Source organism: Alteromonas sp. G4i35, from assembly GCF_054960375.1.
Map to the genome: position 1 here is coordinate 69,593 of NZ_JBHNZD010000025.1, position 15,581 is coordinate 85,173.

The window sequence follows — 15,581 nt, forward strand, 5'->3', positions numbered from 1 at the left end:
ATGAATACACAAACTCAGATGAACTATATCGACTCAGCGAAGCGCGTTATTGAAATTGAAACGCAGGCTATTGCTAATCTGGCAGAACGCTTAAACAATGAATTTATCGCTGCCTGTAATATTCTCTTTGCCTGCAAGGGTAAAGTTGTCGTGAGTGGTATGGGAAAGTCTGGGCATATCGGAAATAAAATTGCCGCTACGCTTGCCAGTACAGGTACTCCTGCATTTTTCATGCACCCTGGTGAAGCCAACCATGGCGACTTGGGCATGCTAAGCAAAGGCGATGTCTTACTCGCCATCTCTAATTCTGGCGAGACTAACGAGCTCGTTAACTTATTGCCCGTAGTTAAGCGCTTAGGCATACAGGTGGTCGCCATGACCAACAGTGCTTCCAGTTCATTAGGGCAACACGCAGATGTCGTACTTGATATCAGCGTTGAAAAAGAAGCGTGTTCGCTAGGTCTTGCTCCTACGTCAAGCACAACCGCCACACTGGTTATGGGTGATGCGCTTGCGGTAGCACTGCTCGATCAAAAAGGTTTCACCTCAGATGACTTTGCGCTTTCGCACCCAGGCGGTAGTTTAGGCAGAAAACTTCTGCTTAAAGTTAGCGATATAATGCAAAGCGGCAGTGATATCCCCCTTGTCCATGCCAGTGCTTCTGTTGCTGACGCACTGCTGGAAATATCTAAAAAGGGACTGGGTATGACAGGCGTGATAGCGGCAGACGGTACGCTGACAGGCGTCTTTACGGATGGCGACCTACGACGAATTCTCGATGCCCGCGTAGACGTACACAGTGCGACAGTAGAAGAAGTAATGACTAAAGGCGGCAAGACTACCACCGCAGGTCAGCTGGCTGTAGAAGCCCTGAATTTGATGGAAACCCATAAAATTAGTGCGTTAATGGTTATTGACGATAAGCGCAAACCTGTTGGGGCCTTTAACATGCATATGCTATTAAAAGCAGGAGTGCTTTAAATGACAACCACCTTGTACACGGAAATAAATGACTCGCTTTTCGCAAAACTAGCCAAGATAAAGTTGCTGGTATGCGACGTTGATGGTGTGTTCTCAGATGGTCGAATTTACTTAGGTAACGACGGTGAAGAACTTAAAGCATTCCATACCCGTGATGGATATGGTGTAAAAGCGCTAGTGAGCAATGGAGTGAATGTCGCGGTAATTACTGGACGTCGCTCTGCCATTGTTGAAAATAGAATGAAGGCACTGAATGTTGCACATATAATTCAAGGCGAAGAGAATAAAGCAGACGCGCTTAGCGACCTGATGAAACGCCTTGAGTTAAACACTGACGAAGTGGCTGCGGTAGGTGATGACATGCCAGATACGGGTATGTACAAGCACGTTGCGGTTAAAATTGCGGTTGCCGATGCCCATCCTTACGTAGCAAAACAAGCAAACTGGATTACGACCCTTCCCGGTGGGTTTGGCGCGGTCCGAGAAATATCGGATACCATTTTGCAGGCCAAAGGGGTAGCAAATGAGATTTTTGGAGCTAGTGTATGAGCCTGTTTGGCTTTAATCGCTTAGGATTAAGTATATCGGCGCTATTTATTCTGGCGATGCTGATGTACATCCCTACGTGGATGGAAGAGCAGCCTGAAACGCAGGGGAATCGTGAAAACGATGCGCTAAAGCCCGCCTACAAAGCAAAAAATCTAACCACTACGCTGTACAATCAAGACGGTGAGTTAAATCACAAAGTATTTGCAGAGTCGATGGAGCATTACGACCAGCTTGGCTTTGTATTGTTTCAGCAACCTAAATACACCCTTTATACAGAAAACGCGTCATCACCATGGGTGGTAACCGCTGATGAAGGTACACTATACAATAACGAGCTAATCCAGCTGGAAAACCAAGTTAATATTGAGAACCAAACTGGCGATGACTTTGTCAGAAGTATATCGACCGAGTACATTCAAATTAATTTAGAAACCAAGCAAATGACATCTGACCAACCCGTTGAAATACTGGGCACCCAATATGTCATTTTAAGTAATGGGTTTAACGCGAATTTACGCACACAAGAATACGAGCTTTTAGATCATGTACAAACCACTTATTCCCCTAGCAACTAGTTTATTGCTTGCCATCGCTAGCGGTGCGGTACACGCCAGTGAAGATGATTTTTCGCAGCCCATAAAAATAGGCTCGAACACCCAGTTTATCGACGGTAAAAATAAAACCGCGTTGTACAAAGACGACGTACTCATAACTCAAGGCTCTTTGGTTATTGAAGCTGACGAAGTGGAAGTAATTGCCACTGACGGTGGTGGTCGTGAAATATTTATTGCTAGAGGAAAGCCTGCAAGCTATTCCCAGCAATTGGAAGACGGCACGCCAGTTTCGGCAAAAGCTAATGAAATACGCTATGAAGTGGTGAACCGAACGATTTCTCTTGCCGGAAACGCAGAGTTGAAACAAGACACCAGTAAAGTACAGGGTGACAACATCACGTTCGATATGATTACCGAGCAATTGCTAGCGACTGGCGGCGCAGGTAAAGATGGTGAGGGTCGAGTGACCACAGTATTCACACCTGAGACCATTCGCAAAACTTCGTCTAAGAAAGACAAAAAAGACAACGAGGGCAATGAATAGCAATGGCAACTTTGAGCGCTAAAAATCTTGCTAAGGCTTACAAGTCAAGACAGGTTGTTCGAGATGTAAGTCTGTCTGTCTCAACGGGTCAAATTGTTGGTCTTCTTGGCCCAAATGGCGCTGGTAAGACCACCACATTCTACATGATTGTTGGTTTAGTGAATCTGGATAAAGGCAAAATTGAAATCGACGACAATGAGCTAACTCATCAGCCCATGCACGAGCGCGCACGCCGCGGAATTGGCTACCTACCGCAGGAAGCCTCTATTTTCAGAAAGCTCACAGTGCATGAAAATATCATGGCCATTTTGCAAACCCGTAAAGATTTAAATTCACAACAGCAAGAAGAAGAAGCAGATGCGCTACTTGATGAATTTAATATTAACCATATACGTAATAGTACGGGGATGAGTTTGTCAGGGGGCGAACGCCGTCGCGTTGAGATTGCCCGCGCTCTGGCAGCAAAACCGCAATTTATTTTGTTAGACGAACCATTTGCTGGTGTTGATCCAATATCAGTTAATGATATAAAGAAGATAATACAACATCTTCGCGATAGGGGTATTGGAATCCTTATCACGGACCATAACGTACGAGAGACATTGGATGTTTGTGAAAAGGCGTACATTGTGAGTCATGGCGAGCTTATTGCGCAAGGAACGGCGGAACAGGTTTTAAGTAATCAAAAAGTAAGGGATGTATACCTAGGCGAACAATTCAGGCTATAGTTAATGTAACCGAATTGTCATTTTTCAGTTTCGCTCTGGTATATTCAATTTAGAGCATTTAAATAAGACGTAGATGAAACCATCTTTACAGCTAAAATTTAGCCAACAACTTACCATGACACCACAGCTTCAGCAGGCCATTAAACTGCTGCAGCTTTCTACACTTGATCTTCAACAAGAGATCCAAGAAGCGCTCGATTCTAATCCGCTATTAGAAGTTGAAGAAGGTAACGACGAGCCGCAACTAGAAAAGAACAATATCGACAACGATGACAGCGGTTCTGAGGCCACTGCTTCTGCATCTAGTGACACGTTAGAAGCCGGCGATGCACTTGAGAAAAACGATCTTCCCGATGAGCTGCCAATCGACAGCACATGGGACGAATACTATTCTGCTTCATCTTCGCCTGCTCCGGGTCCATCCAATGACGACGAGCAAATCTTCCAAGGTGAGACTACTGAAGATATTCAAGAGCACCTTCTTTGGCAAATGCGCCTTACCCATTTCTCGGATACCGATCGCGCAATCGCTACAGCAATCATCGACTCTATTGACGAGTCAGGTTATTTAACCGTTACCCTTGATGATATTTTAGAAGCGGTTAACGATGATGATATGGAAGAGCCGATTGAAATGGACGAAATAGAATGTGTGCTAAAGCGCATTCAGATGTTCGACCCTATTGGTTCTGGCTCACGCTCTCCACAAGAATGTTTGATGGTGCAATTGCGCCAATTTTCAGAAGACACACCGTGGCTTGCTGAAGCAAAGCAACTAATTGAAGAGTACTCTGACTTACTGAGCAGCAAAGACTATCGTACGCTTATGCGTAAAAGCCGATTGAAAGAAGATCAGCTACGCGAGGCAATGCGTTTACTGCAAACCTTGAATCCTCGCCCAGGTAGTGCTTTAGTTACTAAAGAGCCTGAGTACGTTATTCCTGATGTCTCAGTAACTAAGAAAAATGGCCGTTGGGTGGTTGAGCTGAACCCCGACAGTCTGCCTAAATTAAGCGTAAATCAACAATACGCTGCAATGAGTCGCCGTGCCAAGAATAGTAGCGATTCACAATTCATCCGCTCACACATGCAAGAGGCTAAGTGGTTCATAAAGAGCCTTGAATCTCGTAACGAAACCTTAATGAAGGTTGCAAACTGCATTGTGCAGCAGCAAATGGGCTTTTTTGAGCACGGCCCGGAAATGATGAAACCAATGGTGCTAAATGATGTCGCAGAAATGGTAGATATGCACGAATCCACTATTTCGCGAGTGACAACGCAAAAGTACATGCATACGCCACGTGGAATCTTCGAATTGAAGTATTTCTTCTCAAGCCACGTTGCAACAGAGTCTGGTGGTGAATGTTCATCTACAGCGATTCGTGCATTGATCAAGAAATTAGTGGCCGCTGAAAAGCCTAGCAAGCCGCTAAGTGATAGCAAGATTGCTTCATTGTTGGCCGAACAAGGCATTAAAGTTGCCCGGCGAACAATAGCAAAGTACCGGGAATCGTTGTCGATCCCGCCGTCGAACCAACGCAAAAGCCTTATTTAATCGGGCTTAATAATATAAGGAAGACGAAATATGCAAATCAACCTTACTGGTCATCATGTCGAAATCACCGACTCTTTGCGTAATTATGTCGATACGAAGTTCAGCAAACTTGAACGTCACTTTGATCACATTTCTAATGTGCATGTCATCCTGAACGTTGAAAAATTAAATCAAAAAGCCGAAGCGACCGTTCATTTAAGTGGCGCTGAAGTATTCGCATCCTCAGAAAATACCGACATGTATGCGGCGATTGACAGCATGGTTGATAAACTCGACCGGCAGGTAATCAAGCATAAGGAAAAACTGAAAAAACATTAGTAGTTAATTAAGCATGGATATACAAGCCATCGTAAGTCTGGACCGCACCGAGTGTGCGGTTCAGTGTAATAGTAAAAAGCGAATTCTTGAGATCATCGCTGATATCGCTGCCAAGCAAAACGAGAACATTGATCAGGCAACGGTACTCAACAGTTTGATGGCTCGAGAGCGTATGGGTAGTACAGGCATTGGCAATGGTATCGCCCTGCCCCACGGGCGCCTGCCGGGCCTTGAAAAAGTGATCGCCATTGTTGTAACCAGCACGCCAGCAATCGACTTCGACGCCCTTGACGAGAAACCCGTAGACATCTTTTTTGCGCTACTCGTTCCCGAGGAACAGACCGAAGGACACCTTCAAACGCTGGCCACCGTGGCTGGTAAACTAAGCGACAAAGAAACGATTAAAGCAATACGTCGCGCAACGACAAGCGACGATATTCTATCTGCATTAAGTTAAACATTAAGCGCCTATTAACCGTTTAGTGGGCGCCTAATTCAACAACGCGTATGTGATAAAACCAGAGTATTAGGGAGAAAGTAGGTGAAGCTGATAATAATCAGTGGTCGTTCAGGGTCTGGTAAGTCTGTCGCACTTCGCGCATTGGAAGATTTAGGTTATTACTGTGTTGATAATATACCGGTAAACTTACTTCCCACTTTAACCCATACAGTTGTTGACGAGTACGATCAGGTTGCGGTAAGTATCGATGTGAGAAACTTACCCAAAAATCCTGACGATTTGGTAGAAATTCTAGACTACCTGCCTTCTTCGTGGTCGATGACCATTGTTTACATTGACGCGAGCGATGATGTACTGGTTAAGCGTTTTAGCGAAACACGTCGTCTTCACCCTCTTGCCAAGCTCAATAAGTCGCTTTCAGAAGCCATTAAAGCCGAGTCTGCGCTACTTGCTCCTATTGCTGAGCGCGCAGATTTATATCTAGATACAGATAAGCTTACCATTCACCAACTGGCAGAGTTAATTCGAGAGCGTATCCTGGGTAAGAAAAGCTCACGCCTTGTGCTTGTGTTTGAGTCGTTTGGCTTTAAGCACGGCATTCCTAAAGATGCGGATTACGTTTTTGATGCCCGCTTTTTACCTAACCCCCACTGGGAGCCCGACCTTAAACATCTGACCGGATTAGACGCACCAGTAGAAGTATTTTTGGGGTCGCAGCCTGTAGTGACCAAGTTCATTTGGCAAATTCAGAATTTAATAACGACATGGCTGCCTCATTTAGAGCGCAATAACAGAAGTTACGTAACCGTAGCCATTGGCTGTACTGGCGGGCAACACCGTTCGGTTTATATCGCACAGACCCTGTCGAAAACCTTCAGTGAAATACACCCTGATGTTCAAATTCGCCATAGAGAGCTGAATCAGTAATGACTATTCAAAAAACGCTAACTATCGTCAATAAGTTAGGGTTGCATGCAAGAGCGGCGACCCAACTGGTTAAACTGGCTAATCAATTCGACGCTAAAATCATCTTAAAAAAAGGCGATAAAGAAGCAGACGCAAGCAGTGTATTGGGATTAATGATGCTTGAAAGCCATCAAGGTGAACAGGTAGACGTGATTGTGGACGGCAGTGATGCTGTTGATGCACTTGCAGCTATTGAAGAGCTTATTGAGGGCAGATTTAACGAAGACGAATAGTATTACTTGCCCAATCCATTGACCAATTAATCGACACTTAGCGCAGTTATCTTAAAATCCTGCGCAAAACCTACGCAATTATCATGACAGACTCATCATAATTGCGATATTCTACGCCCACTTAGGCTCTATGGCCTGCATTGTTCATCTTTTAGCTTGTAGGAATAACGCCTTATGGCAGAAGCGCTTGTTTCTAAATACGTACAAACTCAGTTACGCGCACTCAACGCTGCGTTGACCAACGGTCAATTCGTATCTGTACGTAAGCTTCTGCTTGAATTACCGCCTTCAGACGTCGCCCACATTCTTGAATCTAGCCCTAGCAGAACCCGTGACGAATTATGGGAGCTCATTGATGGTGACTTTCACGGCGACATTTTAGAAGAACTGTCTGACGATGTTCGAAACGGTATCATTACAAAAATGCTTCCCGCTAATGTGGTTGACGCACTTGAAGAGATGGATACCGATGACTTAGCAGAGACGCTAAGCAGCCTTCCCGAGCCAGTATTGGCCGATATTCTAGATTCGATGGATGCACAAGATCGCGTGCGCGCAGAGCAAGCGCTGTCTTACGGTGAGGAAACCGCTGGTTTCATCATGAACACCGACACCATCACATTACGTCCAGATGTGACCATTGACGTGGTTCTGCGCTATATCCGCTTAAAAGGTGAGCTACCTGAGAATACGGATACGTTTTACGTGGTAAACCGAACTGACAACCTTGTTGGTATTGTTCCGGTTACCCGTTTACTCACCGCAGATACCGACGATAAAGTGTCTGACGTTATGGACGAGGAATCTGAAGCGATTCCTGTGAATATGCCAGACGACGAAGTGGCAAGCCTGTTCGAGCGATACAATTGGCTTTCAGCACCTGTTGTAGATGAAAACCATCGCTTAGTGGGCCGAATTACCATTGATGACGTGGTTGATATTATTCGTGAAGACGCGGAACACTCGATGATGAGTATGGCGGGTCTTGATGATGACGAAGATACCTTTGCACCCGTTATGCAAAGTACCAAACGACGCTCGGTGTGGCTGGCGGTAAACTTAGTGACGGCGCTAATGGCTGCGATGGTGAGTGATCTATTTGAAGCGACGCTGAGCCAACTGGCTGTGTTAGCTATTTTAAATACCATTGTCCCTAGTATGGGCGGTGTAGCGGGTAATCAGACGCTAACACTAGTTATTCGAGGTATGGCACTAGGCCATGTTAACGCAAGTAACTCACGATGGCTTATCAGTAAAGAAATATCCATCGGCTTTTTAAACGGTGCCATCTGGGCTGTGCTTATTGCCTCTGTCATCGCGTTATGGAAACAAGATTACATGCTGGGCGTAATTATTGCCTTTGCCATGATGGTAAACATGATTGCAGCTGCTTTAGCGGGTGCAACCTTACCTATGATCATGAAGCGTCTTAAGATAGACCCTGCCCTAGCTGGCAGTGTTATCTTAACTACGATAACCGATGTAGTGGGTATTTTTGCTTTCTTAGGTACTGCGACGCTGTTTCTAATTTAAGTTAATTTTGAACTCTCATGCCTGATAGGGCATGGTGAGCTAAAAAATACTCATGCAATAAGCGCTTTCGCTATATATCCATTGACGTTCAGCTTGTAACCCACACCCCAAACGGTTTCTACTAGCTGTCCGCCATTTTCAATACTGTTGATTTTATCAAGCTTAGTGCGTAACCGATTTATATGGGTATTCACCGTGTGCTCGTAGCCTTCGTGGTTATAGCCCCACACCTCGCTGAGCAATTGATTGCGAGAAAAAACTTGGTTTGGATGACGACAAAAATAATCCAGTAGCGCAAACTCCCTAGCCGTTAACGTTAGCACTTGGCCATTTAAGGTTACGCTATGAAATCGCTGGTCGATTTTAAGGGGTCCTATTTCGATGCGCTCTTCACTACCTTGAGATGGCCTTAAATGTTCTTGGCTAGGCATACTTCTGCGCATATGGGAGCGAATACGGGCAATAAACATGCGTGCATCAAATGGCCCTGATAGATAATCATCTACGCCTACTTCATAGTAGTTTGCTTCATCTACCTCTTCGTCGGCCACATCGTCTGTCATCGCGTCACTTTCCACTGCCATCACCCAACTTTCTGGGTTCGTATCAACAAGGCCTTTTATACGATTAAGGCAGATAATATTTCCATGCGACTCAACAATAACGAGCGAATAATGCTGCGTCTTAAGCAACGACTCTGCGGATTGAAAATTAGAGACTGCGTCGTAAAGAAAGCTATGCTTACTTAAGCATTGCGATATGTTCTGTTGAAACTTATTTCCACTGTAGATGATAAGGATCATATCTCGCTCCTAATTCGCCAATAAAAAACAAGACCAGTGCGTTGGTGGTTTTCTTTCACAGTGATTACAATTTTTTTATAAAAAATATAAATTCAGAATTTATAACAGCACTGTTTTTTATTGAGACGAATCTGTGTGCGTTTTGTGAAAGTTCTGTGATGAATTGGACATTTTACTGCCCTAAATTTTTATGCGATTTAAGCCATAAATAAGGACAATAAAATGAAATTCACTAAACTTGCTAGCGCAACGCTTTTGTCGCTAGCAGCAGTATCAGTAAGCCAAGCTGTCACTTTAGACATTGAAATTACCAACCTGACTCAGGCGCAGAGTTTTACGCCGCGCTTAGTCATAGCTCACGATGACACCGTCGATGCCTTTGAAGTTGGGCAACCTGCGTCGTCAGCTTTAGCGTGGTTAGCTGAAGCTGGTGTTATTGACGACGAACAAAATGCTGATTCAAGCGGCGCAAACTTTGAAGCGTTACTCGGCCCTGTTGATACCGACAATGGTTCAAATACGTGGCACCGTTTTGGCGGACTTCTCGCGCCGAAAGCTACGTTAAGCTACCCCTTCGATACTATGGACAAGCCATATCTTTCGCTACTTTCCATGCTAATACCTACTAACGACGCTTTTGTTGGTATGGACAGTATTGAAATTCCAACCGAGCCGGGTACCTACACTTATTACCTTAATGCATACGATGCCGGTACTGAGCTTAACGATGAACTAAATAGTGCCCGTACAGATGTTGTTGAAGCTGGGACCGGAAATGCGCTGGGTGGATATGGCGTACCGGGTGTTGCCGGTGGCGGCGCTCCAACTCGTATTGTTGATTTGGGTACAGGTGGCACGGGCGTGGGTGCACAAATCGTTAATGGCGAAATTGAAGATGGTGAAGATGGCCCAGTACACATCCACCGCAATGCGCTTGGTGATACTGATAGCGCCGCTGGTGCCAGTGATCTGGACTCTACCGTACACCGTTGGTTGAACCCAGTAGCACGTGTAGTTATTACTGTTCCTGCATCTTAAGGAGCCAATACGATGAATAATCCAATAATTAAACTCAGTACATTATTGATGCTTTCAGCACTTCTTGCTGCCTGCGGCGACGATGGTGATACAGGCCCTCAAGGACCAGCGGGTCCGCAGGGGGAAGCAGGTACTGACGGACAAGATGGTACGGATGGTCAAGACGGTTCGGACGGACAAGACGGTATTAACGGTAATTCAGCGGTTTATACCGTACAAATTACCAACTTAACCTACTCTCAGCCCTTTGCACCTGCCGCCGTCATATTGCATGAGTCAGGCTTCCATTCATTTAATGAAGGCGAGCCAGCCAGCATGGGCATTGAAATAATGGCTGAAGGCGGTGACCCGTCTATGGTCATTACTGAAGCCATGGACTCCACGGACTTTTTGGATGCGCAAAACTCTGGGGGCATATTGGGTCCTCGCTCAATGGGCGCAGAACTAACTCTTGTGGTTCCAGAACTCGATGCTGATGACCTGCGCCTTACGTTGACGACCATGCTGGTCAACACCAACGACGCATTCACCGGCTTAAACGCTGCGAATGTAAGCAACATGGCGGTTGGTGATAAAAAAACGTTCATGACAGTGACTTGGGATGCGGGTACAGAAGCAAACACAGAAACCGCGGCAACTATGCCAGGCCCTGCCGCTAGTGCAGCGGGTGGCGGCGGAGAAGCTGCGGGCTATGATGTGGTGAGGGATGATCTTGCCGATGCAGTAAGACTTCACCAAGGTGTAGTCACTAGTGCAAACGCTGACGACCCAAGCCGTGAGGGCCTGTCTACATCGGTACTAACCGAAGCCCATCGCTTTGATTTCCCAACGAGCCGCGTGGTGATAACCCGAACCCGTTAAATGGTCAAACGCAGTACCACGTGAAAGCGCCCTATTACGCAGGTAATGGGGTGTTTTTACTTTTGTGCGAAGGGGGAACCGGAGATAAAATTTAACGGGAATAAGAAAGATAAGCGCTGGCTTTGCTGAGTAGATAAACTTCACAAAACCAGGCTAATACGTTATTTGATAAGCTATTTAATAAGTTACTTAATAACTTTGAGGGTAGGCTTACCCTTTTTAGGTGGAACAGGTGCGTCTTTCACGTCGCTTGCATCAGCATCTTCCAGCGAAGTCGGGCCGCTAGGTTGAGAAACATCTTCAGATGTTTCTGGGCGCTCTTGCTGCGCACGAGCCACATCTTCTTCAGTGGCGAATACCGTACCTGCACCATTTTCTCTTGCGTAAATAGCCATTACCGCTTCACAAGGCATACTTAATCTTCTAGGTTGCCCAGAAAAGCGTGCTTGAAACGATAAGCCATCTAAATCAAGAGAAAAGTTAACACACGCACTAGGCGATACGTTTAAAACGATCTGACCGTCTTTAACGAACTCCTGCGGCACTTCAACCAACTCGTTGGTTGCATCTACCACAATGTACGGCGTTAAGTCGTTATCAACAATCCACTCATAAAAAGCCCTAAGCAAATAGGGCTGGTTTGACGTCATAGATGTCATAGCGGGTTGTGGATCTCACGCTCTTGGTCAGTCAAAGACGCTTTAAATGAGCTACGAGAGAAAATACGGTTCATGTAAGCGTTAATTTCTTTGCTGCCAGCACCGTTTAGTTCAATACCTAGTGCAGGTAAACGCCATAATAGCGGAGCAAGGTAGCAATCAACTAAGCTGAACTCTTCGCTCATAAAGTAAGGCATTTCACCAAATACAGGCGCAAGAGATAGCAAAGCTTCACGCAGCTCATTACGTGCTGCTTCTACATCACCTTCGCCACGGAAAATACGGGCAGCAAGCGAGTACCAGTCTTGCTCGATGCGGTGCATCATAAGGCGGCTCTGACCACGTGATACTGGGTAAACCGGCATAAGTGGTGGATGAGGGAAACGCTCATCAAGGTATTCCATGATGATGTGCGACTTGTAAAGTACAAGCTCGCGATCAACTAGAGTTGGAACAGTACCGTAAGGGTTAAGCTCCAACAGATCTTCAGACAGGTTGCTAGGATCTGTGTAGCTGATTTCAACACCCACACCTTTTTCTGCCAACACAATACGCACCTGGTGGCTATAAATATCAATTGTGTCAGAGAACAACGTCATAATAGAACGTTTATTCGCGGCTACGGCCATTCAATTTCCTCCGTCGAGAAACAAGTTTACGCTTACAAACGGTAAGCTTATTACGTTAACTCGTGCTACCTGAACACCCTATACAAAAGGGTTTTCAGGTAGCACGAGTAAATACCAAAAAAAGGGGGCGAGAAGCCCCCTTTTCATATTATACATAAATCTGTGCGATTAGTGCACTTCTCGCCAGTATTCTTTCTTCAATAAGTAAACAAATACGAACAATACTGCGATAAAGATAAGCACCCACTTACCGATTTTGTGAGATTCAAGTTTCGCAGGCTCACCTGTGTACTCCAAGAAGTTCACGATATCGGCAACGGCTTGGTCGTACTCGTCAGGAGACATTGCGCCAGTACCATCTGACTTAATGCCTACATAACGCTTGACCATCTCACCATCAACCATTTGCTCTTCATAAGTGCGCGTTGGCGTACCTTGAAGTGGCTGAAGCACGTGTGGCATACCCACTTCTGGGAACACTGTGTTATTAACACCAAACGGGCGGCTTTCGTCAACATAGAAAGAGCGCAGGTAAGTGTAAATCCAGTCTTCACCACGAACACGAGCCACTAGCGTTAGATCTGGTGGAGCAGCACCAAACCACCCTGCTGCTGCCTCTTCAGGCATTGCACGAGTGATATAGTCAGACACCTTGTCACCCGTGAACTGCAAATACTCTTGGCCTAGTTCATCAGGAATACCCAAATCTTGGAATGAACGCTGATAGCGCTGATACTTCATTGAGTGACAGCCCAAACAGTAGTTCATGAACAACTGTGCACCGCGTTGTAAAGACGCCTTATCAGTCAAATCGATAGGCGCTTCATCTAGGTGTACGTTCCCGCCTGCCGCAAACGCGACGCCAGGTAGGAAGAAGGCTAAAAAGCACATCATTTTTTTCATTTAGAAATCCTCTCTGGCACTGGTTTAGTATTTTCGTTTTTGCTGTATAGGAACAGTGCAATGAAGAAACCGAAGTACATTACTGTTGCGATTTGCGAGGCAATGATTTTCCAGTTTTCTTGCGGCGTACCACCTAGGTAACCAAGGAAAACAAACACGATAGCGAACACAATTAGGTTTACTTTGTGTAGGCCACAGCGATAGCGCCATGATTTAACGCGACCACGGTCAACCCAAGGCAGAGCAAATAGCGCAGCAATAGCACCAAACATGGCAAGTACACCGAACAGCTTATCAGGTACCGCTTTCAAAATGGCGTAGAACGGCGTGAAGTACCAAACAGGGAAAATGTGCGCAGGAGTCTTCAGCGGGTTAGCAATTTCAAAGTTAGGGTGTTCCAGGAACTTACCACCCATTTCAGGGGCAAAGAACAGCACATAAGTGAATAGTGCTAAGAACACGCAGAACGCCACAAGGTCTTTAAGAACAATGTGCGGGAAGAACGGTAACACGTCATCAGCAATGTCGTACTTGCTTGTGTAGTACTCGTGAATTTCATATTTAGTCTTCTCAGACTCAGGCAGTGAGCCTTTCTTGTGCTTAATCGCAATACCGTCTGGGTTGTTAGAGCCCACTTCGTGAAGAGCGATGATGTGAAGGAACACAAGAATAACGATAACCAGAGGCAGCGCAATTACGTGAAGTGCGAAGAAACGGTTAAGCGTAGCGCCAGAGATAACGTAGTCACCTTGTAGCCAGATAACAAGGTCAGGACCAACAACAGGAATAGCACCGAATAGTGATACGATTACCTGCGCACCCCAGTAAGACATTTGTCCCCAAGGTAGAACGTAACCCATGAAAGCTTCTGCCATAAGCGCTAGGTAAATAAACATACCAAACACCCATAGAAGCTCACGAGGCTTCTGGTAAGAGCCGTAAATCATGCCACGGAACATGTGTAGATATACCACAATAAAGAACGCCGATGCGCCAGTACTGTGCATGTAACGGATGATCCAACCGTAGTCGATCTCACGCATGATGTATTCAACAGAAGCAAATGCGCCTTCTGAAGATGGAACGAAGTTCATGGTCAACCAAATACCAGTAACAATCTGGTTAACCAAAACAATAGTTGCTAGAAAACCGAACACATACCAGAAGTTCATGTTCTTTGGAGCAGGATATTGAAGAGCGTGCATATTCGCAACGCGCATCATTGGGATGCGCTCTTCAATCCAACCTAGGAAAGCATTCATATTACACGGCCTCCGCTTCTGAACCGATGATGATGTTATTGTCATCAACGAATTGATATGGCGGTACAACCAGGTTCAACGGTGCAGGAACGTTTTGGAATACACGTCCAGCCATGTCGAATTTCGAACCGTGGCACGGGCAGAAGAATCCATCTGGAACGCCTTCAACCACTTCTTCAAATGCACCGTCTTTAAGATGCTGTGGAGAACAACCCAGGTGAGTACAGATACCAACAAGGATAAGGTACTCTTCCTTCATTGAACGGAAACGGTTTTGAGCAAAGGCAGGCTGCTGCTCAGCTTCAGAGTTAGGATCTTTCAGCTTATCTTCGTGCGTGCCTAGTTCTTCAAGAATTTCAGGCGTACGACGTACAATCCACACAGGCTTGCTTCGCCACATTACACGTACTAACTGTCCAGGCTCAATCCCGCTGATATCTACTTCAACGTCAGCACCGGCGGCTTTCGCTTTGGCGCTTGGATTCCAGGACGCAATAAAAGGCACAGCAGCACCAACGACACCTACACCACCAACTACCGACGTGGCAACGGTCAAGAACCGACGACGAGTGTTGTTTTCTGGCTGGTTTTCATTGTGTGCAGACTCTGTTGCATCTACAGATACATTGCTCATCCACATTTCTCCAGGTTTGGATAATTATGATGTGTAACCCAAGCTTATACTGGTTTTATCACGCTTGCGTCATGCATCATATGGCTTGTCATGACAGCGACGTAACAGTAAAAATTTACTGGTTTACGAGGTCACGAAAGTTTTCAAAATTTTCGACCGCAAATGATAAAAGAAAAGCCCTTATAAACACAAGGTTTTACTGATATTTAAGCGATAATTTAATTCAAAAGGTGTGTTTAGGTTTAGTGAGGGAAAGGCCTAAAATCAAGGTTTTGAAGAATATTTGGTTGGATAACACCAGCAAATTAAACCTTTGTTATGAATTGTAGAGGCTTGAAGACTTTACTGAATGTGGGACGCAGGCAACTTGT

The 15,581-nt window shown here is 45.5% G+C and carries 19 protein-coding genes; 13 read left to right on the top strand and 6 right to left on the bottom strand.

The window, feature by feature from the left end; all coding sequences use genetic code 11:
• From ACFI6L_RS16120 to mgtE, 11 genes are all read left to right on the top strand, one after another.
• Entirely contained in the window at positions 1-981 is a 981-nt protein-coding gene (locus ACFI6L_RS16120) for a KpsF/GutQ family sugar-phosphate isomerase (protein WP_462574419.1), read from the top strand.
• A complete protein-coding gene (gene kdsC / locus ACFI6L_RS16125; protein ID WP_039224564.1) occupies positions 982-1,530 on the top strand; it encodes a 3-deoxy-manno-octulosonate-8-phosphatase KdsC in 549 nt (182 codons plus the stop codon). It begins immediately after the preceding gene.
• Positions 1,527-2,105, top strand: a complete 579-nt coding sequence (gene lptC, locus ACFI6L_RS16130; protein ID WP_014948345.1) for an LPS export ABC transporter periplasmic protein LptC — start codon at positions 1,527-1,529, stop codon at positions 2,103-2,105. The genes kdsC and lptC overlap by 4 nt, the downstream gene beginning before the upstream one ends.
• On the top strand, positions 2,074-2,628 hold the full coding sequence (gene lptA, locus ACFI6L_RS16135; RefSeq protein WP_014948344.1) for a lipopolysaccharide transport periplasmic protein LptA: 555 nt from the start codon (positions 2,074-2,076) through the stop codon (positions 2,626-2,628). Before lptC ends, lptA begins: the two co-directional genes overlap by 32 nt.
• 2 nt (positions 2,629-2,630) lie before the next feature.
• The gene (gene lptB, locus ACFI6L_RS16140; protein ID WP_014948343.1) at positions 2,631-3,356 is read left to right on the top strand and encodes an LPS export ABC transporter ATP-binding protein; all 726 of its coding nucleotides are present in this window, start codon (positions 2,631-2,633) and stop codon (positions 3,354-3,356) included.
• A gap of 73 nt (positions 3,357-3,429) precedes the next feature.
• On the top strand, positions 3,430-4,911 hold the full coding sequence (locus ACFI6L_RS16145; protein WP_014948342.1) for an RNA polymerase factor sigma-54: 1,482 nt from the start codon (positions 3,430-3,432) through the stop codon (positions 4,909-4,911).
• A gap of 30 nt (positions 4,912-4,941) precedes the next feature.
• The gene (gene hpf, locus ACFI6L_RS16150) at positions 4,942-5,229 is read left to right on the top strand and encodes a ribosome hibernation promoting factor (RefSeq protein ID WP_012517338.1); all 288 of its coding nucleotides are present in this window, start codon (positions 4,942-4,944) and stop codon (positions 5,227-5,229) included.
• Positions 5,230-5,242: 13 nt separating this feature from the next.
• The gene (gene ptsN / locus ACFI6L_RS16155) at positions 5,243-5,686 is read left to right on the top strand and encodes a PTS IIA-like nitrogen regulatory protein PtsN (RefSeq protein WP_014975727.1); all 444 of its coding nucleotides are present in this window, start codon (positions 5,243-5,245) and stop codon (positions 5,684-5,686) included.
• Between the two features lie 84 nt (positions 5,687-5,770).
• Entirely contained in the window at positions 5,771-6,616 is an 846-nt protein-coding gene (rapZ, locus tag ACFI6L_RS16160; RefSeq protein ID WP_014948340.1) for an RNase adapter RapZ, read from the top strand.
• Positions 6,616-6,888, top strand: a complete 273-nt coding sequence (locus ACFI6L_RS16165; protein WP_014948339.1) for an HPr family phosphocarrier protein — start codon at positions 6,616-6,618, stop codon at positions 6,886-6,888. The genes rapZ and ACFI6L_RS16165 overlap by 1 nt, the downstream gene beginning before the upstream one ends.
• A 174-nt stretch (positions 6,889-7,062) precedes the next feature.
• On the top strand, positions 7,063-8,421 hold the full coding sequence (gene mgtE / locus ACFI6L_RS16170; protein WP_014948338.1) for a magnesium transporter: 1,359 nt from the start codon (positions 7,063-7,065) through the stop codon (positions 8,419-8,421).
• A gap of 50 nt (positions 8,422-8,471) precedes the next feature.
• Here the strand turns inward: mgtE and ACFI6L_RS16175 are convergent, their stop codons facing one another.
• Positions 8,472-9,224 carry a response regulator transcription factor gene (locus ACFI6L_RS16175; protein WP_014948337.1) on the bottom strand — a complete coding sequence of 251 codons (753 nt, stop codon included), beginning with the start codon at positions 9,222-9,224 and terminating at the stop codon, positions 8,472-8,474.
• A 222-nt stretch (positions 9,225-9,446) separates the two neighbouring features.
• On the opposite strand from ACFI6L_RS16175, the gene ACFI6L_RS16180 reads away from it, so the two are divergent.
• Both ACFI6L_RS16180 and ACFI6L_RS16185 read left to right on the top strand, forming a co-directional pair.
• Positions 9,447-10,262 carry a spondin domain-containing protein gene (locus ACFI6L_RS16180; protein WP_039224560.1) on the top strand — a complete coding sequence of 272 codons (816 nt, stop codon included), beginning with the start codon at positions 9,447-9,449 and terminating at the stop codon, positions 10,260-10,262.
• 12 nt (positions 10,263-10,274) lie between these two features.
• Positions 10,275-11,123 (top strand): spondin domain-containing protein, encoded by an 849-nt coding sequence (locus ACFI6L_RS16185; RefSeq protein ID WP_168533647.1) that lies wholly within the window; start codon positions 10,275-10,277, stop codon positions 11,121-11,123.
• A 185-nt stretch (positions 11,124-11,308) separates the two neighbouring features.
• On the opposite strand, the gene ACFI6L_RS16190 is transcribed toward ACFI6L_RS16185, so the two are convergent.
• The 5 genes from ACFI6L_RS16190 to petA form a co-directional block, all read right to left on the bottom strand.
• Positions 11,309-11,782 carry a ClpXP protease specificity-enhancing factor gene (locus ACFI6L_RS16190; protein ID WP_014948334.1) on the bottom strand — a complete coding sequence of 158 codons (474 nt, stop codon included), beginning with the start codon at positions 11,780-11,782 and terminating at the stop codon, positions 11,309-11,311.
• A complete protein-coding gene (gene sspA, locus ACFI6L_RS16195; RefSeq protein ID WP_012517332.1) occupies positions 11,779-12,411 on the bottom strand; it encodes a stringent starvation protein SspA in 633 nt (210 codons plus the stop codon). The genes ACFI6L_RS16190 and sspA overlap by 4 nt, the downstream gene beginning before the upstream one ends.
• Positions 12,412-12,579: 168 nt before the next feature.
• Positions 12,580-13,314 (bottom strand): cytochrome c1, encoded by a 735-nt coding sequence (locus ACFI6L_RS16200; RefSeq protein WP_015066276.1) that lies wholly within the window; start codon positions 13,312-13,314, stop codon positions 12,580-12,582.
• Complete coding sequence (locus tag ACFI6L_RS16205; RefSeq protein ID WP_049586160.1) at positions 13,311-14,576, bottom strand: cytochrome b; 1,266 nt, start codon at positions 14,574-14,576, stop codon at positions 13,311-13,313. The genes ACFI6L_RS16200 and ACFI6L_RS16205 overlap by 4 nt, the downstream gene beginning before the upstream one ends.
• 1 nt (position 14,577) lies before the next feature.
• Positions 14,578-15,210, bottom strand: a complete 633-nt coding sequence (gene petA, locus ACFI6L_RS16210; protein ID WP_049586157.1) for a ubiquinol-cytochrome c reductase iron-sulfur subunit — start codon at positions 15,208-15,210, stop codon at positions 14,578-14,580.
• Between the last annotated feature and the right edge of the window lie 371 nt (positions 15,211-15,581).